The 22995-nt window shown below is 42.3% G+C and carries 21 protein-coding genes, 2 tRNA genes and 1 other annotated feature; of the genes, 7 read left to right on the top strand and 16 right to left on the bottom strand.

From position 1 onward, the window contains the following. Positions 1 to 2: 2 nt before the first annotated feature. Complete coding sequence (locus DB729_RS03910) at positions 3 to 473, bottom strand: DUF3013 family protein (RefSeq protein ID WP_109290190.1); 471 nt, start codon at positions 471 to 473, stop codon at positions 3 to 5. A gap of 115 nt (positions 474 to 588) precedes the next feature. Between DB729_RS03910 and DB729_RS03905 the strand changes: the two genes are divergently transcribed. The 5 genes from DB729_RS03905 to DB729_RS03885 all read left to right on the top strand — a co-directional run bounded on the left by DB729_RS03905 (position 589) and on the right by DB729_RS03885 (position 3582). Next, a complete protein-coding gene (locus tag DB729_RS03905; RefSeq protein WP_109290191.1) occupies positions 589 to 1860 on the top strand; it encodes a replication-associated recombination protein A in 1272 nt (423 codons plus the stop codon). A gap of 262 nt (positions 1861 to 2122) precedes the next feature. Then, a tRNA-Lys gene (locus DB729_RS03900) sits at positions 2123 to 2195 on the top strand. A 57-nt stretch (positions 2196 to 2252) separates the two neighbouring features. Then, positions 2253 to 2708 (top strand): XRE family transcriptional regulator, encoded by a 456-nt coding sequence (locus DB729_RS03895; protein ID WP_244201071.1) that lies wholly within the window; start codon positions 2253 to 2255, stop codon positions 2706 to 2708. A 223-nt stretch (positions 2709 to 2931) separates the two neighbouring features. Further along, a complete protein-coding gene (locus tag DB729_RS03890) occupies positions 2932 to 3447 on the top strand; it encodes a DUF308 domain-containing protein (RefSeq protein WP_000672740.1) in 516 nt (171 codons plus the stop codon). Positions 3448 to 3509: 62 nt separating this feature from the next. Continuing rightward, a tRNA-Lys gene (locus DB729_RS03885) sits at positions 3510 to 3582 on the top strand. Between the two features lie 140 nt (positions 3583 to 3722). On the opposite strand, the gene DB729_RS03880 is transcribed toward DB729_RS03885, so the two are convergent. Both DB729_RS03880 and DB729_RS03875 read right to left on the bottom strand, forming a co-directional pair. Next, entirely contained in the window at positions 3723 to 4811 is a 1089-nt protein-coding gene (locus tag DB729_RS03880) for an AI-2E family transporter (RefSeq protein WP_165442221.1), read from the bottom strand. A gap of 9 nt (positions 4812 to 4820) precedes the next feature. After that, positions 4821 to 6110: a hypothetical protein gene (locus tag DB729_RS03875; protein ID WP_109290192.1), complete on the bottom strand. Its 1290-nt coding sequence runs from the start codon at positions 6108 to 6110 to the stop codon at positions 4821 to 4823. A gap of 805 nt (positions 6111 to 6915) precedes the next feature. Between DB729_RS03875 and DB729_RS03865 the strand changes: the two genes are divergently transcribed. Then, the gene (locus tag DB729_RS03865) at positions 6916 to 8061 is read left to right on the top strand and encodes a low temperature requirement protein A (RefSeq protein ID WP_109290193.1); all 1146 of its coding nucleotides are present in this window, start codon (positions 6916 to 6918) and stop codon (positions 8059 to 8061) included. A 47-nt stretch (positions 8062 to 8108) separates the two neighbouring features. Here DB729_RS03865 and DB729_RS03860 read toward each other — a convergent pair whose 3' ends face one another. Then, positions 8109 to 8564 carry a GNAT family N-acetyltransferase gene (locus DB729_RS03860; RefSeq protein WP_109290194.1) on the bottom strand — a complete coding sequence of 152 codons (456 nt, stop codon included), beginning with the start codon at positions 8562 to 8564 and terminating at the stop codon, positions 8109 to 8111. Between the two features lie 69 nt (positions 8565 to 8633). Here DB729_RS03860 and DB729_RS03855 point away from each other — a divergent pair, with 69 nt between their 5' ends. Beyond that, positions 8634 to 9293, top strand: a complete 660-nt coding sequence (locus tag DB729_RS03855) for a prepilin peptidase (RefSeq protein ID WP_109290195.1) — start codon at positions 8634 to 8636, stop codon at positions 9291 to 9293. Here DB729_RS03855 and trpA read toward each other — a convergent pair. The 12 genes from trpA to DB729_RS03795 form a co-directional block, all read right to left on the bottom strand. Beyond that, a complete protein-coding gene (gene trpA / locus DB729_RS03850; RefSeq protein WP_109290196.1) occupies positions 9265 to 10041 on the bottom strand; it encodes a tryptophan synthase subunit alpha in 777 nt (258 codons plus the stop codon). The genes DB729_RS03855 and trpA overlap by 29 nt on opposite strands. After that, complete coding sequence (gene trpB / locus DB729_RS03845) at positions 10034 to 11257, bottom strand: tryptophan synthase subunit beta (protein ID WP_109290197.1); 1224 nt, start codon at positions 11255 to 11257, stop codon at positions 10034 to 10036. Before trpB (DB729_RS03845) ends, trpA begins: the two co-directional genes overlap by 8 nt. Then, entirely contained in the window at positions 11235 to 11834 is a 600-nt protein-coding gene (locus tag DB729_RS03840; RefSeq protein WP_165442220.1) for a phosphoribosylanthranilate isomerase, read from the bottom strand. Before DB729_RS03840 ends, trpB (DB729_RS03845) begins: the two co-directional genes overlap by 23 nt. Then, entirely contained in the window at positions 11821 to 12588 is a 768-nt protein-coding gene (gene trpC / locus DB729_RS03835; protein ID WP_109290199.1) for an indole-3-glycerol phosphate synthase TrpC, read from the bottom strand. The genes DB729_RS03840 and trpC overlap by 14 nt, the downstream gene beginning before the upstream one ends. Then, entirely contained in the window at positions 12585 to 13589 is a 1005-nt protein-coding gene (gene trpD / locus DB729_RS03830; protein ID WP_109290200.1) for an anthranilate phosphoribosyltransferase, read from the bottom strand. Before trpD ends, trpC begins: the two co-directional genes overlap by 4 nt. 10 nt (positions 13590 to 13599) lie before the next feature. Continuing rightward, the gene (locus DB729_RS03825) at positions 13600 to 14166 is read right to left on the bottom strand and encodes an aminodeoxychorismate/anthranilate synthase component II (RefSeq protein ID WP_000601898.1); all 567 of its coding nucleotides are present in this window, start codon (positions 14164 to 14166) and stop codon (positions 13600 to 13602) included. After that, the gene (gene trpE / locus DB729_RS03820) at positions 14163 to 15524 is read right to left on the bottom strand and encodes an anthranilate synthase component I (protein WP_109290201.1); all 1362 of its coding nucleotides are present in this window, start codon (positions 15522 to 15524) and stop codon (positions 14163 to 14165) included. Before trpE ends, DB729_RS03825 begins: the two co-directional genes overlap by 4 nt. Positions 15525 to 15595: 71 nt before the next feature. Further along, positions 15596 to 15821: a binding site (T-box leader), on the bottom strand. Next, positions 15818 to 16996 (bottom strand): tryptophan synthase subunit beta, encoded by a 1179-nt coding sequence (trpB, locus tag DB729_RS03815; RefSeq protein WP_109290202.1) that lies wholly within the window; start codon positions 16994 to 16996, stop codon positions 15818 to 15820. It overlaps the preceding feature by 4 nt. A gap of 427 nt (positions 16997 to 17423) precedes the next feature. Continuing rightward, on the bottom strand, positions 17424 to 18653 hold the full coding sequence (locus DB729_RS03810; RefSeq protein ID WP_061588682.1) for a DegT/DnrJ/EryC1/StrS family aminotransferase: 1230 nt from the start codon (positions 18651 to 18653) through the stop codon (positions 17424 to 17426). A 42-nt stretch (positions 18654 to 18695) separates the two neighbouring features. Further along, on the bottom strand, positions 18696 to 19388 hold the full coding sequence (locus DB729_RS03805) for a sugar transferase (RefSeq protein ID WP_000922221.1): 693 nt from the start codon (positions 19386 to 19388) through the stop codon (positions 18696 to 18698). Between the two features lie 104 nt (positions 19389 to 19492). Next, complete coding sequence (locus DB729_RS03800; protein WP_109290203.1) at positions 19493 to 21235, bottom strand: ABC transporter ATP-binding protein; 1743 nt, start codon at positions 21233 to 21235, stop codon at positions 19493 to 19495. After that, a complete protein-coding gene (locus tag DB729_RS03795; RefSeq protein WP_109290204.1) occupies positions 21225 to 22970 on the bottom strand; it encodes an ABC transporter ATP-binding protein in 1746 nt (581 codons plus the stop codon). The genes DB729_RS03800 and DB729_RS03795 overlap by 11 nt, the downstream gene beginning before the upstream one ends. Positions 22971 to 22995: the final 25 nt, after the last annotated feature.

Genomic DNA, 22995 nt, shown 5'->3' with positions numbered 1-22995 from the left:
TCCTAATATCTCGGATAAGGATAAAATTCTCCCTCTTCCAAGCCAGCTTTTCCTTCTTCAAAAACTTCTTGGTTCCATTCCATGACAAATTCTTCTGCTTCTGGGTCTTCCAAAAAGTCCATGAGCGCATCTAGCCCAACCTCAGCAGTATCTTTGAGGAATAGCGCAAAATAAGCTAAAAACTCGCGAGAGAAGCCTTTCTTTGGTAAGTAAGGAATGACAGTCAGATAATCGCCCGCATTGACTGTTGACTTGGCAGGATTGTAGAAAAGGACTGCTTCTTCAAAGAGAATGTCGTCTGATGACACCTCTCCGTCCTCGTCCAGCATCTCTACTCCCGTAGCATTTTGTGCTTCCAATAAAAAACTCACTTCAACTGCATGATTGCGCTTGTCCCAGCTAATCTCAAAGTCAAAGGGAAAGTTCTTGTCCAATTCTTCCTCTAAAACATCTAAAAATCCGTATGTTGCCATTTTGTCCTCTTTCCATGCGACTCTTAAATCGCCCCGATTACTCGGAAATATGCTAAAATAGATACTACCATCTTACCACATATACATCAGAAAATCCACGTTAGAAAGGACTGCTATGCCAGACAATCTCGCGCTTCGCATGCGCCCTAAAACCATCGACCAGGTCATTGGTCAGGAACATCTGGTCGGACAAGGAAAAATCATTCGTCGCATGGTGGAAGCCAATCGTCTGTCCTCCATGATTCTCTACGGACCACCAGGAATCGGCAAAACCAGCATTGCCTCTGCCATCGCTGGAACGACCAAGTATGCCTTTCGGACCTTTAACGCGACAGTGGATAGTAAAAAGCGACTACAAGAAATCGCTGAAGAGGCTAAATTTTCTGGAGGACTAGTTCTGCTACTGGACGAGATTCACCGACTTGACAAAACCAAGCAAGATTTTCTACTTCCCCTCTTGGAAAGTGGTCTGGTCATTATGATTGGCGCTACGACTGAAAATCCTTTCTTTTCTGTCACTCCAGCCATTCGTAGCCGTGTACAGATTTTTGAGTTAGAACCCTTGTCTAATCAAGATGTTAAAGAGGCGATTCAAATTGCTCTAACTGACCCTGAGCGTGGTTTTGATTTCCAAGTAGAGCTAGATGAGGATGCACTGAATTTCATCGCGACCTCTACAAATGGAGACCTTCGTTCTGCTTTTAATTCACTGGACTTGGCTGTTCTTTCGACTCCAGCAGATGATAAAGGCATTCACCATATAACACTTGACATCATGGAAAATAGCCTGCAGCGGAGCTATATTACTATGGATAAGGATGGCGACGGGCATTATGATGTTCTCTCCGCTTTACAAAAATCCATCCGTGGCTCAGATGTCGATGCTAGTCTCCATTACGCAGCCCGCTTGATTGAGGCTGGGGATTTGCCTAGTCTCGCTCGTCGTTTGACCGTCATCGCTTATGAAGATATCGGTTTGGCCAATCCTGAAGCACAGATCCATACTGTAACTGCTCTAGATGCTGCTCAAAAGATTGGGTTCCCAGAAGCTCGCATCCTCATTGCCAATGTCGTGATTGATTTGGCCCTTTCTCCAAAATCCAACTCAGCCTATGTGGCGATGGACAAGGCCCTTGCTGACCTCAAAACATCAGGGCATTTGCCTATCCCTCGACACCTGCGCGATGGCCACTACAGTGGAAGCAAGGAACTTGGGAACGCCCAAAACTATCTCTATCCCCACAACTATCCTGGAAACTGGGTCAAGCAGGACTATCTGCCAGAAAAAATCCAAAATCACCACTATTTTACTCCAGAAGATACCGGCAAATACGAACGAGCCTTGGCGCAACGCAAGGAAACCATTGATAAATTACGGGACTTGTGAAATCCTTTTCAAAAAAATAAATTTTCCTCTTGATTTTTTTTGAAAAAGTGGTATCATATAAACATAGAAACGCTGTGGTGTACGACTTCACACTTAAGTGTTGACCGACTATTTTTGTATTATTAGGGAAACAAAAGTCTTCTAACAGCATGTAGGCCGTCTCACACGGAGACAGCTTCAGTTAGAGCGAGTTGCCCACCTGCTTAATTGCGCGGGTTCAATACAAACCGTGAAGTTTCGGCACCAATACAGCTTTTTCTTTGCCTCCTTAGCTCAGTTGGTAGAGCAGTAGACTCTTAATCTATGGGTCGCAGGTTCGAGCCCTGCAGGGGGCATCTAAATACAACAGGAAAAGCCTTGGAATCAGGGCTTTTTTTGTGTCCTCCCTACTTATGTCCCATCAACAGATGCTCAAGATATATTTTGTGTGTAAAAAAATTCTTTTGCTCCTCTACGAAAAACAAAAAAGCTATCCTACCTTTGCAAATTTGGATAAGATAGCGGAATATTTTAATGCAACTCCAACCCAACTCTTTGGAACGAGTAAAGAGATTGAGTTAGAAAAGAGTGTTCTTGAATCTAATGAATACTCTGATAAAGTAAGTGAAATCTTAAAAGCTGTCAAATACATCGAGCATTTCCTACATACTGATGGACAGTACTTAGAGGATTTACTTTACCTAACAAGAGGCAACCAACTATACACAGAAGATGGAAAAGAGTTGTATATTGATCCAACTTCTCAGAAAAGAACACTTCATAACCAATATGAACCTGGTTTTATTGTAGCAAGGGATAAATCTCCACTAGAACTCTTAATTGAAAATAAGGAATTGTTTGATAAATAGAAAAAGCGAGGATAACCTCGCTTCAGATTGAAGTTAAAATCTTTAGAAGACACTTTTATAAGGACTTTGTCTTCAATCTGTGAAAAGGAGTGAAAACTCCTTTTCTTTTTGTAAATCAGACTGAAACTTCCAAATTTTCCATTTTGTTTATTGACATTTCCTCTAAAAAGGTGTATAATATTTTTATTATCAAACTATACTATACTATATAGGGGGTATTGAAATGAAATTTTCTAATCGTTTACTGCTATTCCTTGCAGGAGTTGTTTTTGTCCTTTTAGGACTTTTCCTATTTACAAACCCAGTAGCTAATCTTGTTGCTTACAGCTGGTGGATTGCATTTGGTTTACTGGTTTCTTCTATAGCAGCTATTTTAGGCTATTTCTCTGTACCAAAAGAGCTTCGCTCACCAGCTCATCTTTTCCAAGGGATTGTTAATCTTCTCTTAGCTCTTTACCTCGTTGCCTATGGCTTTGTGACGCTGCCAGTTGTCATTCCAACTATTTTAGGAATTTGGTTAATTGTAGAAGCCATTATAGTTTTCTTTAAAGGCAATCGTCTGGGATTGATTTTCCCTATTATTGGCAACCATATCATGTGGATAGCGTTGCTTGCATTTTTACTAGGTCTAGTGATTTTGTTCAATCCAGTAGCTACAAGTGTCTTTGTCGTTTATGTCGTTGCCTTTGCATTTTTAATTGTTGGTTTCACCTATATCCTTGATGCCTTTCGTAAATAATCTAGCTGCCATTTTGGGCATATTAAAATAGCTGGGAAGTTACATTCTCAGCTTTTTCTGTTGCCTCCTTAGCTCAGTTGGTAGAGCAGTAGACTCTTAAGCTATGGGGCGCAGGTTCGAGCCCTGCAGGGGGCACATCTAAATCAACAGAAATAAGCCTTGAAACCAAGGCTTTTTTTAACGTCTAATAGCTTTTTGTAGAAAAGTATTTAAAAATAAAAGAGAAGAGAATCTCTCACTCTCTTCTCAGTATATCTTATTAAATTTAGTTTTTCTTAATCTAGCTGATTTTCCTTTGCAACGACAAATTCCTTAACCAATCGATAGATAACAGCAGATATCGGTGTAAAGAATATCATCCCAAGTAAGCCAAAGAGATTGCCTCCAATACTAGCAGCCGCAAGCGTGAAAATAGCTGGCAAACCAATAGACTGACCTACAACTCTAGGATAAATAAGGTTTCCTTCAATCAGCTGTATAACTTGATATAGAAGAAGAGAAAGTAAGGCTTGAGTAGGACTCACTGTGAAGATAAAAATCGCTCCCACAACACAAGCAATCATAGGCCCTACATAAGGAATGAACGATAGCACTCCTGCAAAGATACCTGTCATTACTCCATAGGGTATCCCAAACACGCTGTAACCAACCGCTATCATAACTCCTATGATAACTGCTTCAATCAGCTGACTCATCAAAAATTGGTCATAAGTCTCTAGTGCTACTTGTCCAATGTAAGTCAACTTTATCACCACCTTCTCTGGAAGAAAAACTTTTAGAAGTCGACTCGTCATCGCTGCCAAATGTTCCTTACTGGATAAAAATAAAAAGGTGAAGACTATAATCAAAAAGGCATTCATCAAACTTGAAAAAATATTGCCGATATTACTAGTCAGACCTGATAAAAAACCTATCAAAGCTTGGCTAATAGAACTAGATTGTCCCTGTATGCCTGATACGATAGTTGACAACATGTCTTTGGTTACAAATTCCGAGCTGCCTAGCAATTTCCCAAGTTGAGTAAGGACTGTTGAAAGGACTGTTCCCAGCTGACTAATAGTCTGGGCTAGGGTTGGCAGCACCAAAACCAAAAGAGCAATCACGATTAAGATAAGAGCTAGGAAAACAAGTACCATGGCAATCGGACGACGCAACTCTGCCTTTACCTTCAATTTAACTAAGTACTGTTCAATTTTTTTCATAGGAACATTAAGCACAAAAGCAATAACAGCACCATAAATCAAGGTTGATATTACATCAAAGAGAGAGATTGCTCCTGATATAAAGCTCGATGCATTCAGAATTACAAGAGCAACCAGCCCTATAAAAAGTATTAACGGGGTGTATTTTTTTACTAAGTTCATAAATTCTCCTTAATAAACATGTTTAGATACGACTATACTATTTGGTTTTTCAAACTCTCGATTAAGGTAGGCTTGGTAAGTTCCTGGAGCGATAAATCCTTTGGGTGAGAGGATATCGGTGCCAGCCTGACCGACTATGGTATCAGCCAAGAGCACACAGTTTGTAGATAAGACAAAGTAGGATTTAAACTTAGATTTGATAAATTTATAAAGTTCCCCATCTGTCTCATGTCTGATTTTATAAGCGTAGGTGTAGTCTTCCTTACCATCACCTGTCATGATTTTATCTGCACTTGGCTCCCATGGAATCGTCAGTTGTTTCAATTCAGCCAACTTTTTCTGAACTGCTTTTTCCATTTCAGGCGTCAAATCTATCCCATAACCAAAAAGCGTTTTTTGACTCTCACGTTTACATAGGTCAATGTACTTGTCACGATCACAGAAATATAAGACACCATCTCCTACCATGCCAAATAAGGTCTCAGAAGACGGATCATAGTTGCCATAAGAAATAACACGGCCTTGATAGCAGATATCCACATGACCAATTGCCGAAAACAGAGAGGTCTCAGCTGTATGAACAAAAATTTCTAGCTCCGCTGTCTTACCAGACTTCACTATTCCAAGATGGATATCTTCTTCCTCATCAGCATTTTCCAGCATAAATTTGTTAACTTTTGCTAAAGTTCTTGCAGGGATGAGAGCGGCTAGGACAATAGGTAAGCTAATTCTAATACGACGTTTGAGATGGTTTTTCCCAATTTCCTCCTCAAACAAGAAACCATCACGGATATTGGACACACCATAAAGGAAAAAATAAGCCCCTAATACAAAGAGTTGAAAGACAGAATTTCCTGTAGAGGACAAAAGACTAGTCCCACCAAGAAAAACTAGTACGAGTCCATCTAGTAAGAGACGAAAACGAGGTCGAATTTTGTTTTTGCGGTAGAGAACATAGGTGGCAAGGTTAATACTAGCATGAAAAATCTGATAAACTCCAATCACAAGAGCCAGAACATAAATCGGTATATCAGTCGCAAGATTAGAACCTAGCAAATATCCCAGCACTAACAATTTAACCAGTGCAACTCCCAAGGTATCCGTTGACTGGCTTTTTTTGAAAACTCTTAATAGCAAATCTACGACCGTTGCTATCCAAGCTAAAAACAGAACCAGGCGAATAACTGTTACTGGCAACCAAGTCCCCGTGACCATCAAGATGAGACCTAGCAGAACAAACAAGAACCCCTGAGCAAGTAATTTCTTACCTGTCAGACCTAAAGATAGAATTTTCGCCATATAAAAACCTTTCAACAATAAAAATTAAACACTCCGATTAAACTGACTAGTAAATAGCCAACACTACAAACAGCCTGTGCCAGCAACATATGGTGACTAGAAATGACTGTAGTAATGTCACCATCTTGTCTTATGCACTTCTAAAATTTGTTATATTGATTAGAAACCAGAGCTTATAAAAACTAGCTAAACTCGAGAGATAGACACAATTGCGACGAAAAAATGTATAACCAATTCAACTTGTTAAGGTAAGAAAGCATTATTTCCAATCTATTAATTATTCATCTATTACCTATTATGACACAATATTCCCTATAGTTCAACTTTTTACTTGTTTTTATATTACACGGACTAAAAAGTTTTCAACAGTTGATTGCATTTGTTTTAATAAGTTTTAACCTTTCTTGGTTAGATAAAAAAAGAACCATACAGTTTAGAATCTGTATGGTTTTTGCCCCACTTTTGTCCCATTTTTAAATCATGACATTGAAAATACCTAAAATCACTTATATTTCAATATTTTTAATTGCTCTCAATATGAAAGTCCTTTCCAAATCCCTGTAGGGGGCATCTAAATACAACAGGAAAAAGCCTTGTAAATCAAGGCTTTTTTGTGTAGTCTTAGCACTAAAAAACGATAGAAAAAACACCCCTTCTGAACTGCACCCCAAAAGTTAGACAGAAAAAACCTAACTTTTGTGGCGCAGTTCATTCGCGTCACATGAAGTTATTTAAGCATCTCCTTTTTTTTTATTACCATTTTCTGTTATAATAAATTGTACTTCTAAAATAGAAAGGTCTTAAGATGACAACTCTTGTTAAACATAAACGTGTAAATTATTCAGAACTTTTTTATGATCTAGTTTTTGTTTTTGCGATTTCAAAAGTAACTGCTTTAATTCACCATCTTCATAACGGTATTTTGACTTGGAATTCTTTGCTTGATTTTTTCATGTCTGTCTTGCTTCTCATCAATGCCTGGATGATTCAAACCGTTTATACCAATCGCTATGGAAAGAACTCTGTATTTAACATGGTAATCATGTTTATCAATATGGGACTTTTACTCTTTATATCCAATTTGATTAAAGATGATTGGCAACAATATTTTCATTATGTCTGTTGGGCTATTGGTACATTAACCCTTACCTTATTTTTTCAATATTTGGTTGAGTTTTTTAAAAAATCAACCGATAATGTTCATAGGGAAAGTATCAAAGGTTTTCTATGGATAACAGGTCTACGAAGTTTAGAAATCTATCTAGCAGCTCTTCTTCCTATTTACATTGGAGTCTATATCCTTTATGCTAGTATTCTGCTAACATTTATTACGCCAATTACCTCGATTAGTAAAGATGAACATTTCCAGATAGTTCTCCCCCATTTAATCGAGCGCATCTCCCTTCTTGTCATTATTACGTTTGGAGAGATGATTATGGGGCTAGTTAACTTCTTTACAATCGAGAATTTCTCGATTTATTCGGTTCTTTATTTCATTATTATGCTTTCTCTGTTCTTGTTTTATTTTGTTCAATTCGACCATGCTATTGATGAAGAATCTAATCAAAAGGGACTATTTCTAATTTACAGTCACTATCCTATTTTCATTGGACTTCTTATGATGACCGTTTCGATGAGTTTTCTTCTGAATCCTGAAACTAATCTTCTCTTTGCAACCAGCTTCTTTTATATCGGAATTGGCCTCTTCCAAGCTGCTGTCCTAGCAAATGGGCCCTATAACAAACACTATCTTCGCTATTCGAAAAGTTACTACTGTGTCCAAGCTACACTCTATCTGGCTGCCTTGATTCTCTCTTTAATCTTTGCTTCTAATCCTATAATAGTAGTAAGTATTACAACCATTTTAGCTCTAGCTATAGCTATTCATTCTATTTATTTTTATATGACACAGACTAAAAAACATTCCACACCTTACTGGGAGTTGTTTTAATGAGTTTATAACATAAAAAAGCCTTGGAATCAAGGCTTTTTTGCTTTCTATCTAAACTTTTTCATAACGTATTTTCGTACAGGTGCTTCAATGGTTTGAACAATTTCAAATCCTTCTTTTTGATAGAGATTCTTGGCTGCTTGATTTGCCTCGAAGACATTTAGAGAAATACTATCTATGTCTCCTTTTTCAAAGGCCAAGCTAACAAATTTCCTTACAGCCTGGCTACCTAAGCCTTGCCTCTGTTTCAGGGGGTTGATAAAAAATCTTCCAATATGAAGATTCCTGTCTTCTAGCCTGATTTTCTGGATAAGCCCGATAAACTCTGGTCCATCAAAGATAGAAAAGATTCCTTCCAAATCTTGCAAAACTTGAATTTCCAAGGGAAAAGGAATCTTTGGTCCCATCCATTGTTCTTGAAAGGATTTGCCAAGGGAGTTGGACCATTGGCATACGAATTGAGCATTTTCTGGGCTCACATTTTCTTCAAAACGAATTGTCATCTTGACCTCACCATCTTATCTATGTTTCTCCATTATACTACTTCTCCCATTTTTTACGAATAGATAAGTATGATTGATTTTTATTTTTTTCTTGTCGGGAGCATTCTCGCTTCCTTTCTTGGTTTGGTCATTGACCGTTTTCCAGAGCAATCCATTATCAGTCCAGCTAGTTACTGCGATTCCTGTCAGACTCCCTTGCGTCCCTTAGATTTGATTCCGATTCTCTCGCAGGTCTTCAATCGCTTTCGCTGCCGCTACTGCAAGGCTCCTTATCCTGTCTGGTATGCCCTCTTTGAACTAGGCTTAGGTCTCATCTTTCTGGCTTGGTCTTGGGAATTTCTTTCCTTGGGGCAAGTCATCCTCATCACTGCTGGTTTGACCTTGGCCATCTACGACTTTCGCCATCAGGAATATCCCTTACTGGTCTGGATGACTTTCCACCTAATCCTCATGGCTTCCTCTGGCTGGGATCTGGTCATGATTTTCTTCCTTATCCTTGGAATCATGGCTCATTTTATCGATATTCGCATGGGTGCAGGGGATTTCCTCTTTCTGGGTTCTTGTGCTCTCGTCTTTAGTGCGACCGAATTGCTGATTTTGATTCAGTTTGCTTCGGCGACAGGCATCCTGGCCTTTCTCCTACAAAAGAAAAAGGAAAGACTTCCTTTTGTGCCTTTCCTCTTACTTGCTGCTTGTTTGATTATTTTTGGTAAGCTACTGCTTGTTTGATAAAGTCCTGAATCGGCTCTCCTTGATGGAGAGCTTTTACGATTTTTGAACCAACGATAACACCATCTGACACCGCATTGAAGCGTTCTACATCGGCTTGACTAGATACACCAAAACCTGTCAATACTGGAATGTCAGCCACTTGATGAAGTTGTGCCAAGTGCTTGTCCAAATCTGCGCGGTAATTGCCAGATTTCCCTGTCACCCCATTGATGGCAACGGCATAGACGAATCCTTCTGTCCCTTCAATCAACTCTTTCTGGCGCTCAATTCCTGTCGTCAAACTAACTAGAGGAATCAAGGCCATGTCTGTGTCTGCCAAAAATGGTTCTACAAAGTTGGCATGCTCATGAGGAAGGTCTGGAATAATCAAGCCCTTAACCGCTGTATCAGCCAAATCTTTGACAAAGTTCTCCACACCATACTGAAAGAGGGGATTGAAGTAGGTCATGATAACCAGCGGAACCTCTGTTTCAATGGTTTTCAAGGTTTCAACTAAAGCCTGAGTAGAGGTCCCGTGGGCTAGACTGCGCAAGCCAGCTTCTTCGATAACAGGTCCATCTGCAACAGGGTCTGAAAAGGGAATGCCCACTTCAATGGCAGAGACACCCAAATCTTCTAAAAAGTGGATTGTTTCTCCTAGTCCATCCAAACCTTTCTCATGGTCTCCAGCCATAATATAGGGAACGAAAATTCCTTTTCCAGCTGCTTTGATAGCATTCAATTTTTCTGTTAAAGTCTTAGGCATGCGCTTCTCCCTTCTTTGCTGCATCTGCTTCCAAGCGGTCTTTGACTTGAACTACATCCTTGTCCCCACGACCGGATAGGCAGACAATCATCGACTTGTCTGGTCCAAGTTCTTTGGCTAATTTCACTGCAAAGGCGATGGCGTGGCTTGATTCCAAAGCTGGGATAATTCCTTCCACACGAGACAAGAGTTGGAATCCTTCCAAGGCTTCCTCATCTGTCACAGGAACATAGCTGGCACGTTTGATATCGTGGTAGTGAGAGTGTTCTGGACCGATACCAGGATAGTCCAATCCAGCTGAGATAGAGAAGGCTTCAAGAATTTGACCATGGGCATCTTGGAGCACATCCATGAGAGAACCGTGAAGGACACCCGGACGACCCTTGGTCAAAGTCGCTGCGTGGTGCTCTGTATCCACACCAAGTCCTGCTGCTTCAGCCCCATACATGGCTACTGACTCATCTTCTACAAATGGATGAAAGAGACCGATGGCATTAGAACCACCACCAACACAGGCTACTAGGGCATCTGGCAAATCTTGACCTGTCAAGTCACGGTACTGTTGTTTAGCCTCTCGACCGATGACACTTTGGAAGTCACGAACAATTTCTGGGAAAGGATGAGGGCCCAAGGCAGAACCAAGGATATAGTGGGTATCGTCGATATTCGCTACCCATGAACGAAGGGCTGCATTGACTGCGTCCTTGAGCACGCGCGAACCATCTGTCACGGCCTCGACCTTGGCTCCCAAAAGCTCCATGCGGAAGACATTAAGGGCTTGGCGCTTGACATCTTCCTCACCCATGTAGATGGTACATTCCATGTTAAAGAGGGCCGCAGCCGTTGCAGTTGCCACACCGTGCTGACCAGCACCTGTTTCAGCGATAATTTTATTTTTGCCCATACGTTTAGCCAGAAGAACCTGTCCCAAGGCATTGTTAATCTTGTGGGCTCCTGTATGGTTGAGGTCTTCCCGTTTGAGATAAATCTTGGCTCCGCCGATATGCTGGGTCAAGTTTTTTGCGTAGTAAAGAGGAGTTTCACGTCCTACGTACTGACGTAAAAGTTGGTTTAATTCCTCTTGGAAACTTGGGTCTGCCTGACTTTCACGGTAAGCCTTCTCCAACTCCAAAACTGCTGTCATCAATATTTCTGGGACGAAACGTCCGCCGAATTTTCCGTAAAATCCATCTTTATTTGGTTCTTGATATGCCATGCTTTACCCTCTCTATAAATCTTCTAATCTTTTCATGATCTTTTTGTCCATCTATCTCCACTCCACTTGATACATCTACTGCATAGGGAGTAAAGTGTTGAATTGCTTTTACTACATTATCTTCCGTAAGGCCACCTGCGATGAAGAAGGGCTGTGCTAGTCCTGTTGTATCCAATTCCCCCCAGTCAAAGGTCTGGCCGCTCCCTGCCACAGGGGCATCAAAGAGTAGATAGTCTGCACGAGAATGGGGTACATGACCCTCTCCATCGACTTGAACAGCTTGAATCCTGGCACAAGGCAAATCCTCAAACAAATCATCTGCCACCTGACTGTGAATCTGTACCAAGTCCAAGCCAACTTTTTCAATCGCTTCTAACAGTTGAACTCGACTTGGTGAAACAAATACACCAACCTTTTTAACGTTGACAGGAATGAGCTTTGCCAGCTCAGCAGCCTGTTCCAAGTTCACCTGCCTTTTACTAGGTGCAAAGACAAAACCGATGTAGTCCGCCCCTGCTGATACAGCTGTCTCTACTGTTTCTTTGGTCGATAATCCGCAAATTTTAACCTTTGTCAATCTGCAACTCCTTGATTCTCTGGGCCACATCTTCAGCCTGCATGAGAGCTGTCCCCACTAAAATTCCGTTAAAGTATGGTGCTACTCGTTCCGCATCCTGCCCTGTGAAAATAGCCGATTCAGAAATATACAAGCAATCATCTTTAAAGTATTTAGCCAAATCTACACTGGTCTCTAAGTCGACTTCAAAGGTGGTCAAGTTACGGTTATTGACACCAATAATCTGAGCACCAAGTCTGTGGGCTACTTCTAGTTCAGCTAGATTGTGGGTTTCCACCAAGACTTCCAGACCAAGCTCCGTCGCGTAGTCGTAAAGTTCCTTGAGGCGTTCTTCTGACAAGGCTGCCACAATGAGCAAGATAACTGTTGCACCAGCATTGCGGGCACGGATGATTTGCTTTTCATCGATGATAAAGTCCTTATTGATCGTCGGAATGTCTACCTGACTGGAAATTTCCCGCAGATAATCCAAATGCCCTTTAAAGAAAACTTCATCTGTCAAAACAGAAATCATCACCGCGCCGTTCGCTTCATAAGTCTGGGCCTGTTGTACAATATCCACATCGAGATTGATATCTCCCAGACTAGGGCTAGCCTTCTTGACCTCAGCGATTACCTGCAAACGGTCTTGATGTTTTTTTAAATAGTCAGCTAAGCGATAGGTCTCGCGCAAGGGCTGGACTTCCTCCAGCTCCATTTGCTCGACTTCACGCACCTTTTGTTCCAAGATTCGTGCTAAAAATTCCTGACTCATTTTTGGTACTCCTGTAACAGTCTGAGTTTTTCTAGGGCCTTACCACTAGCAATCACTTGACGGGCTAAGGCAACTCCTTCCTTGATACTAGCTACCTCACCATTGGCATAGAAACCAAGACCAGCATTTAAAACTGTGGTTTCCAAGAATGGACTTGGTTCGTTTTGAAGAACGCTAAGCAAAATTTCTGCATTTTCCTGAGCGTTTCCTCCTCGAATGTCCTCAATTGCAATGCGTTCCATTCCCAAATCCTCTGGAGTGAAGCTTGACAAGGTGATTTCGCCATTTTCAAGAAGAGCAATATTGGTTGTTCCGTTCAAGCCAGCTTCATCAAGCCCTTCTGGTCCAGCAACTACGATGGCACGTTTGCGACCCATATTTTTCAATACCTGAGCTGTACTTTCTAGCAGTTCTGGACGACTAATACCAAGCAACTGTGTTTCCAAGGCCATTGGATGAATCAGTGGACCAGTCAAGTTCATAATCGTTGGAATTCCCAACTCCAAACGAGCGGGCATGATATATTTCATTGCTGGGTGCATATTTTTAGCAAAGAGAAAGACGATTCCAGTTTTATCGAAAACCTTACCAAGTTCAGCTGGTTTAAGGTCAAGATTGATGCCCAAGGCTTGAAGGACATCTGCCGAACCCGATTTAGAAGAAATCGAACGGTTACCATGCTTAGCCATATGAACACCGCCACCAGCCAAGACAAAGGCTGCAGTTGTTGAGATGTTAAAGCTGAAGGACTTGTCTCCACCTGTACCACAGTTGTCCATGGCGTCATGGATCTCTGTAGGTATGTGTTGGGCATGTCCTCGCATGACTTGGGCAATGGCTGTGCGCTCTTCTGGTGTTTCTCCCTTCATCTTAAGTGCCAAGAGAAGAGAAACAATCTGCGCTTCAGTTACACGCCCAGTTACGATACGCTCAATGACATCCGTCATTTCCACACCTGATAAATTTTCAAATTTTGCTAGTTTTTCAATAATCTCTTTCATCCTAGTTTCCTCACTTTACAACCTTCTCGATAAAATTCCGAATAGAAGACAAGCCGTCTGGCGTTCCGATACTCTCTGGATGGTACTGGAAGCCGTAAATTGGAAGGGTTTTGTGTTGAATTCCCATAATGGCTTGATCATCAGTCGAACGAGCTGTCACTTCAAAGTCTTCAGGCATTTCTTCAATTAAAATACTGTGATAACGCATGACTGGACGACCATCCTCAATGCCTTGATAGAGAACAGATGGTGCTTCAAAGCTGATATGGCTCTGTTTCCCATGCATGACTTTGGGAGCCAAACCTAGCTTACCACCAAAGACTTCTGCAATGGCTTGATGCCCCAAACAAATCCCAAGAATCGGCTTCTTGCCAGCAAAGTCACGAATCATGTCTTCCATCTTTCCAGCATCAACTGGCCAACCTGGACCAGGAGAAAAAACCAGACCATCTGCTTTTTCAGCTTCTTCATAAAGCTTGGGATCATCATTTCTCAAGACCTGCACTTCTGCAAAATTCCCAATGTACTGCGCCAAGTTATAGGTAAAGGAATCATAGTTGTCAATCAATAAAATCATGGTCTTAGTTCTCCAATTCTAGTCATAGATTTTGCTTTGTTAATGGTTTCTTGGTATTCGTTTTGGGCGATGGAGTCGTAGACAATTCCTGCCCCAGCCTGCACATAGGCTGTTTGATTTTTAAGAATCATAGTTCGGATGGCAATAGCCAAATCCATATCACCCGTCGCAGACAAGTAGCCGATTGCTCCTGCGTATAGGCCCCGTTTTTCTGTTTCCAGTTCATAGATACGTCTCATTGCTCGAATCTTTGGTGCTCCTGAAACTGTTCCAGCTGGAAGTGTAGCTTTCAAGGCATCCATGGCAGTGAGTTCGGGAAGCAAACGCCCTTTCACAACACTGGTCAAATGCATAACATAGCGGAAAAACTCCACTTCCATATACTTGGTAACTTGGACACTGGATGTTTCAGAGATACGGCCAATATCGTTACGACCCAAGTCCACCAACATTCGATGTTCTGCTGTTTCCTTCTCATCAGAAAGCAGGTCTGTCGCCAAGGCCTTGTCCTCTTCATCCGTTGCTCCTCTTGGTCGTGTACCGGCAATCGGATTGGTTGTTACGATGCCATTTTTGACAGAAACCAAACTTTCAGGACTGGCACCGATGATTTGATAATCACCAAAGTCATAGAAATAGAGGTAATTAGAAGGATTGGTCACGCGGAGATTTCTGTAAAAGTCAAATGGATTTCCAGTGACTTCCGCTGAGAAGCGCTGACTGAGCACGCATTGGAACATATCGCCATTACGAATCAAGTCACGGGCGGTTTCTACCATTTGCTCAAACTTCTGAGGAACGATATGGGGTTTGAAGTCCAGCGGAGATAGATCCAAATCTTCAAATTCATTTGGAGCAAGAATGCGTAATTCCTCCAGCACTTGCTTCAAGGCTTCTTCCAAATCTTCTTGACTGCGATCACTATAGAGAGCATCCTCGATGACATGGATTTTTTCCTTCTTGTGGTCAAAGACCATATAGCTCTCATAGACAAAGAAATGCATGTCTGGAGTCCCAATGGTATCTTGAGGGATTTGTCCAATTTCTTCATATAGAGAAATCATATCATAACCCACAAAGCCAATGGCTCCCCCACCAAAAGGTAGGTCTGAATGGTGCTGGCTCTTATGAGTCACTTCATAAAGGAAATCCAAGGGATCCCGATCAATCATTTGCCCATTTTGATAAAGGACTCCATTTTCAAACTGAATCTCAAAAACAGGATTATAGGCTAGGATAGAAAAACGAGCGGTTTCCTTGTCTCTCGGAATACTCTCTAAGATCACCTTGTGTTGCCCCTTTAGGCGCATATAAGCCAAGATTGGTGATAAAACATCTCCATGAATGATTCGTTCCATTGTAATTTTCCTTTCAGTTCTATTTCTAGTCTGTGGCGATTGTATGAAAAATCCCCACGCAAAATAACTTGCGTGAGGACGAAATTCGCGGTGCCACCTCAATTATAGGATTTCTCCTATCTCTCATTCCTGTCTCAGAAAGCTCCTGTAACAGGCTGTGCGATAAAGGGCACTCCCTTGAGAATTATGTTTTCTTCTCTCGTTTCAGATGGACCCAACCTTACAGCTTTCTCTGCTTGTTTCCAGCAACCACAAGCTCTCTGGGAAAGAAAAGACTGTAATTTTTCCATCTTTTATTTTTTAGCTTCTAGGTAGTCTGCAATGGCAGCTACGTCCTTGTCTCCACGACCAGAGACATTGATGATGATAATCTCATCCTTACTTAGTTTCGGTGCACGTTTAACCGCTTCTGCGATGGCGTGCGAACTTTCAATCGCTGGGATAATCCCTTCAGTCTTGCTTAATAAAAGCAAGGCTTGAACAGCTTCTTCGTCTGTCGCTGCCACATATTCCACGCGACCTGAATCTTTAAAGTAGGCGTGTTCTGGACCAACCCCTGGATAGTCCAAACCAGCTGAGATAGAGTAAACTGGCGCCAGCTCTCCATCTTCCTTAAAGACTGCATAAGTCTTCATACCGTCGACAATTCCGACACTACCTTTTGTCATAGTGGCTGCGTGCTTGTCTGTATCAAGTCCGTGACCGGCAGCTTCGACCCCAACCAATTTGACTTCTTCATCAGCTACATACTGTGAAAAAGCACCGATGGCATTAGAACCACCACCTACACAGGCAATAACGTAGTCTGGTAAACGGCCTTCTTTTTCTAAGATTTGACGGCGAGATTCTTCACTGATGACCTTTTGAAACTCGTGGACAATGGTAGGATAAGGGTGAGGCCCTACAGCAGATCCTAAAACGTAGAAGGCTTCAAGGTCATTCATCCATGCTCCAAAGGCTGCATCAACCGCATCCTTCAGAGTTCGTGTCCCCGTTTCAACTGAGTGAACAGTTGCTCCCATCATCTCCATACGGAAAACATTGAGACGTTGGCGTTCCACGTCTTCTGCCCCCATGTAGACATCACAGGCCATACCAAACTTGGCTGCAGCTGCTGCTGTCGCAACACCGTGCTGACCAGCTCCTGTTTCCGCGATCACTCGTTTCTTGCCCATACGTTTGGCAAGAAGAATTTGCCCTAAAACATTGTTAAGCTTGTGAGAACCAAGGTGATTAAGGTCTTCGCGCTTGAGATAAATCTTAGCTCCACCTAGGTGGTCTGTTAAACTTTCCGCAAAATAAAGCGGTGTTTCGCGACCAGAATAATCCTTTAAGTAATGGCGAAATTCTGCCAAAAATTCTGGATCATCCTTGTATTTATCAAATGTCACTTCTAACTCATCCAACAAAGCCTGAATCGGCTCCGGTACAAAACTACCACCAAATTGTCCAAAATAACCTTTAGTTGTCATAAAAATTTCCTTCTTTCTGTATGAATTCGGCTTTTTGTTTGCTTTTAGTAGTAGGCAAGGAGCTGCAGATAGAACTCAAGTTCATCAAAGCGACTTAAGGCCCTAATAAAAGATAAACAAAATGACCGAAAGAAAAAAGCCCACACACAGAATCTACTTCCGTGTGAGGGCGTTGGTAACGCGGTGCCACCTCAATTATAAAAGGACTATCCCCCTTTATACCTCTGCCTTGTCTAACAACAAGTTGCACTGTAAGGTGTGCGCACCGAACTTTCATTGTTTCAAATTCATTTTTAAAATCAGCCCACTTTCACTACTTCCAACCACCTGTTCACAATCACCACAGGCTCCCTGAAGATCAAAAATAACTACTTTTCTGATTTATTGAGAATATTATATGTTATTGTTCTATCTTTGTCAAGATTTTTTATGATTTTTTTCCTGAACCGAGGATTTCTTCGGAAATTCTCACTAAAGTCTTAACGATGTAATCAACTTCTTCATTGCTTAATTTTGTATGAAGAGGAAGTGTAATTTCATTTTCAAAGAAGGCATAGGCTCTTGGATAATCTGCCATATCAAAGCCAAGATTCTTATAGGCTGTCAAGAGAGGAAGTGGTTTGTAATGTACGTTACTTGCAATTCCTGCTTTAGCCAATTCTTGGATGATGAGGTTGCGTTCTTCTAAGCTTGCTCCTTCTACATGGGTGATGTAGAGGTGACGACAAGATTCGACAGTATCAGTCTTGTGTGCCAATGGGTGAATACGAGTACCCGCGAAACCACGATCATAGCGGTCCACGATATCCTTACGACGTTGCAACAAACCAGGGTAACGATCCAATTGTACCAAACCAATCGAAGCCATGATATCCGTCATATTGCACTTGTAGGCAGGTGTTACGATATCGTACTCCCATGAACCCAATTGCATCTTAGCAAGAGCATCCTTAGTTTGACCATGAAGGGAAAGGATTTGAAATTCCTTGTACATTTCTTCGTCGTCAATCGCCGGATTGGCCTTCCAAGTCGCACTTCCTCCCTCAGCCGTTGTAAAGTTTTTAACGGCATGGAATGAGAAGGAAGTAAAGTCAGCGATAGAGCCAGCAGGGTGTCCTTTGTAAGTAGATCCCAAAGCATGGGCACTATCAGAGACAAGCACAATACGGTTAAAGACCTTTTGCCATTTACTTGAAGCAGTAAAGAGATCGCGTTTCTTCTCCACAATTTGGAACAAACGATCATAGTTGCAAACAATCCCTGCAAGGTCTACTGGGATGATCACCTTAGTCTTTTCAGTGATGGCTTGCTCAAGCAAGTCATAGTCCATCTCAAACGTATCTGCTTGAATATCCACCATGACAGGTGTCGCTCCTACGTGTGTGATGACACTACATGAAGCTGTATAGGTCATGGCTGGAACAATGACTTCATCTCCAGGTCCCACTTCCAAAACACGTAAAATCAACTCAAGAGCGGCTGTCGCAGAGTTGAGGCAGACAGTCTTAGGTGTCTGTGTGTATTGGGACAAGCGACGCTCCAGTTCTTTTGTCTTAGGACCTGTTGTGATCCAACCAGAACGTAGGGTATCCGCTACTTCAGCAATTTCAGCTTCGGTAATATCAGGTGGTGAAAATGGAATATTGTAATTTGGCATTGATTTGCTCCTTTTATCTGTACTCATTTTCTCATGACTATTTTATTTTAGTACCTCAAACACGGTTTGAAACATGATTTTGATGTCTCCAAGGAAACTAAATTCTCGGAGATAGGCGAGATTATAGCGCATCTTTTCAGGGAGGACATGTTCGACATAGGCCTGGTCAACTGACAGACCCTTCTCCGTCATTTGACTGATAATGGTGTCCTCATCCTTGTAGTTGATACTAGCTGGAGAGGTGATTCCTGCTGGCAAGAGCAAGGTCGCCATCATTTCAGGACTATACTGCTCCGTGTAGCGTGGCACCTCAGGTCGTGTACCGACAAAAGACATTTCGCCTTTAAGGACATTGACCAGTTGAGGTAGTTCGTCCAAACGCACACGGCGAATGAAATTTCCCACTTTGGTAATACGGCTATCGTTAGCAGAAGTCACTAGACTTCCTTTTTTATCCGCATCCGTTACCATAGTTCGGAACTTCCAAATCTTGAAAGGACGGTTGTACTGGGTCACGCGCTCTTGCTTGTAAATGACAGGTCCCTTGCTATCCAACTTGATCCAAATGCTCAAGATAAGAAAGACGGGAGAAGTCAAAAGTAGCAAAAACAGGGCCAGAACCCAATCCAGGCAACGCTTGAAAATCAGCGAACCCTTCCTTTTAGAGACAAGCTGGTAGTAAGACTCAACCTCGCTTGATTGCATTTCCACGGGCAAGTCTTCCCATTTCAGCATGCTGTTTCTCCTTTGTTTTTATTATACTATTTGTCAACATTTTTCATTATACCACAAAATGGAAAAGGCGGTGCAAGAAATCTGTAATTTAGAGGAATTCTTCTTTAGGTAAGAGCCCCTGCCTGCAAACTATACATCTTGTGATAGGTTCCTCCCAAGGCCAAGAGTTCCTCATGGGTTCCACTCTCGATGATGCGCCCCTTGTCCAAAACATAAATGCAGTTGGCGTCTTGGATGGTCGAAAGACGATGAGCAATAGCAATGGTCGTCCGTCCCTGTCTCATCTTAGCTAGGGAATCTTGAACCAAACTTTCTGTTTCAGAGTCAATATTGGCTGTCGCTTCATCCAAAATCAAGATTTTAGGCTGACTAGCAACTGTTCTAGCAAAGGCAAGAAGCTGGCGCTGGCCAGTAGAAAAGCTCGAACCACGCTCAGACACAGGTGCATCATAACCCTGCGGAAGCTCCTGAATAAAGGAATCTGCATCAACAAAGGCAGCCGCAGCCTGGACTTCTTCATCACTAATGTCTTGGTACATGGCGATATTGGACTTGATGGTCCCATGATAGAGGAAGGGATCCTGCAAGACCAGACCGATATTTTTTCTCAGCTCTTCCTGACTGTAGTTCCTGATATCCACATCATCCAAGAGAACGCGGCCTGACTGAAATTCATAAAAGCGCATGAGGACATTGATAATGGAAGATTTCCCGGAACCTGTATGACCTACAAAGGCAATGGTTTCGCCCTTGTTAACTGAAAAGGAAATGTCATCCAGAATCGGATGTTTACCATCATAAGAGAAACACACATGTTCAAAACGAATATTGCCTTCTTGAACTTTGGCTTTCCCATCTTCTTGAAGAGGCTCATAGGTTGTCTCATCAATCAAAGCAAAGACACGACCTGCAGATACCATGGACGTTTGAAGGGTTGAAAAGTTTTGCGTCACCTCAATCAGGGGATCAAAGAGACGGTTGATGTACTGGATAAAGGCATACATGGTTCCGGCCGTTATCCCGATAGAAAGACCACGGTAACCAAAGTAGGCCATCAAAACGGCGTAGCCTAGGAGTTTCAGCAAACTCATAGCAGGTCTCAAAAAGAGAGCATCCAAGGCTACAGAACGGTTGGCGTAGACCAAGTGTTCTTGGTTGATCTCATCAAATTCTGCCTGCAGGCGCTTCTCTTGATTAAAGACTTGAATAATCCTGATTCCTTCGATACTTTCTGCTAGCTTACTATTGATCTCTGATAAGAGACTTCTAGTTTTCTCGATGATTTTGACTGACTTTTTCCGATAGAGATTGACCAAAAGGACAATCAAAGGAAGAAAGAGCAAGACCAAAGCTGTCAAACGAAAATCCAGTACCAACATGGTATACAGAGTTGTCAGAAAGATGAAAACTGCTGAAATAAAGCTGGATAAAATCCCCGAAAACATATCACTGATGGTCTCGGTATCATTGGTCAAACGAGAGACGATGGAACCTGCTGGCGTCTTGTCAAAATAAGACATGCCCAGCTTCTCCATATTGGCAAAGGCATCACGTCGAATGTCTCTGACAATACTGTAGGACACCCTCGCAAAGAGAAGATTGCCGACATACTGGACCAGAGTTTGTAGGATATAAAGACCATAGTAGACCAGCAAAACGGTCACAGCAAGTTGGTTGAGATTGCTGAGGTACTGGTCGATAAAGTGGGAAGCCATGAGGGGAATGACACTTTTAATGACCGTAGTCGCGAGGAGAAAACTGAGTGCCAAAAAGGTCAGGAATCCATAGGGCTTGAGATAAGACATCAAGCGCTTCAATACAGTCCATTGTTCTTTCTTATTCTGCATCTTCCTCTCCTTTCATTTCCAATTGCTGAGACTGGTAAGTTTGGGCATACCAGCCATTCAGGGCTAGCAAGTCTTCGTGCCTGCCCCGTTCGATAATTTGACCATTTTGCAGAACCAATATTAGATCTGCATGGACAACTGCACTGAGGCGATGGGCTGTGATAATGGTTGTCTTGTCCTTCCGCGTCTCCTTGAGGTTGTCAATAATCGCATACTCCGTCTTGGCATCCACGGCCGACAAAGAATCATCCAAAATCAAGATATCAGGGTCTAAAATCATAGCCCGACTCATGGCCAGACGCTGCTTTTGACCACCAGAAAGACTGACTCCCTTTTCACCAATCAGTGTATCAAATCCTTGAGGCATGTCTACAATGTCTTGATAAACTTGAGCTAGCTTAGTCGCTTTCTCGACCGCTGAAAGGGGCAAGTTAGGTTTGCCAAAGCGGATATTGTCTAAAATCGAAGTCGCAAAGAGGAACTGGTCCTGAGGAACATAGCCCATGAGACTGCGAAGGTCTGTCAGACGATAGTCACGAATATTATGACCGTTTAGGTAAATTGCACCCTTGTCCACATCGTATTCACGCAAGAGCAGTTTGATTAGAGATGTTTTCCCAGAGCCTGTTTGCCCAACCAAGCCCAGCGTTTGACCTTTTTCCAAACTAAAGTGAACATTTGTCAGTGTTTCCTCATTTTCAAAGGCAAAGCTATCAATGGCATACTGCAAGCGCCCATTTTCGATACTGTCTAGAGGAAACTCAGGGGCTTGTACGGGTGATTCCTGAGACAAAAGATCTTCAATCCGCTGGTAGGAAACCTTCCCTCGCTGGGTAATATTAAAGAGGAAGCCGATGGCCATAAGAGGCCAAACCAGCATATCCAAGTAGCTGATAAAGGTAACTAGATTCCCAACCGTGATTTGCCCTTTCTGAACCATCAAGGAGCCTACCAAAAGCGTTAAAACATAAGAGGAACCAACAAATAAGAGAACCATAGGGTCAAAGAGACTATCGTATTTCATGGTTTGGAGGTTCTTTTGGAAGGTCAATTCATTGACTGCCTGAAAGGACTTCAACTCGTCCGCCTGATAACCGAAAGACTTGGTCACTTTAATACCTGATACAGACTCCTGCACCTTGTTATTGAGTTCAGAAAAGGCAGCCTGCGATTCTCCGAAAGCCTTATGAGTCTTTCTCCCTAAACGACTGGTCGCATAAGCCATGAAAGGCAGGGGTAAAATGGCAACCAGAGTCATTTGCCAAGAAATGCTAAAGAGCATGGTCAGCAAGGTCACTAAAGCCGTGATAGAGGCATCCACGGCAGACATAACACCGCCTCCTGCCAGACGAGTCAAGGCATTGATATCGTTGGTTGCATGCGCCATCAGGTCCCCCGTCCGATAGGTCTGATAAAAGGCTGGAGACATTTTTGTAAAATGCTCAAACAAGCGAGATCGCATAATCTGCCCCAAACGGTAGGAAGTTCCAAGGATATACATACGCCAAACATAGCGCAGATAGTACATCCCAAAGGCCGCAAGAAGCAAGTAAAATAGGTCAAAAAGGAGGTCCTGCTGGGTTAATTTCCCCGATGTGATGGCATCGATGACCCGCCCCATAACCATAGGGGGAATAAGATTGAGGACGGAAACCAAGATCAGGGCCACAATCCCGACTAAATAACGGTGTTTTTCTAACTTGAAAAACCACCAAAGTTTTTGAATAATGGACATAAAATCCCTTTCTGATTGCAAATTG

The organism is Streptococcus halitosis (assembly GCF_003143695.2).
GTDB lineage: Bacteria > Bacillota > Bacilli > Lactobacillales > Streptococcaceae > Streptococcus > Streptococcus halitosis.
This window is presented reverse-complemented; position numbering and strand designations above follow the sequence as displayed.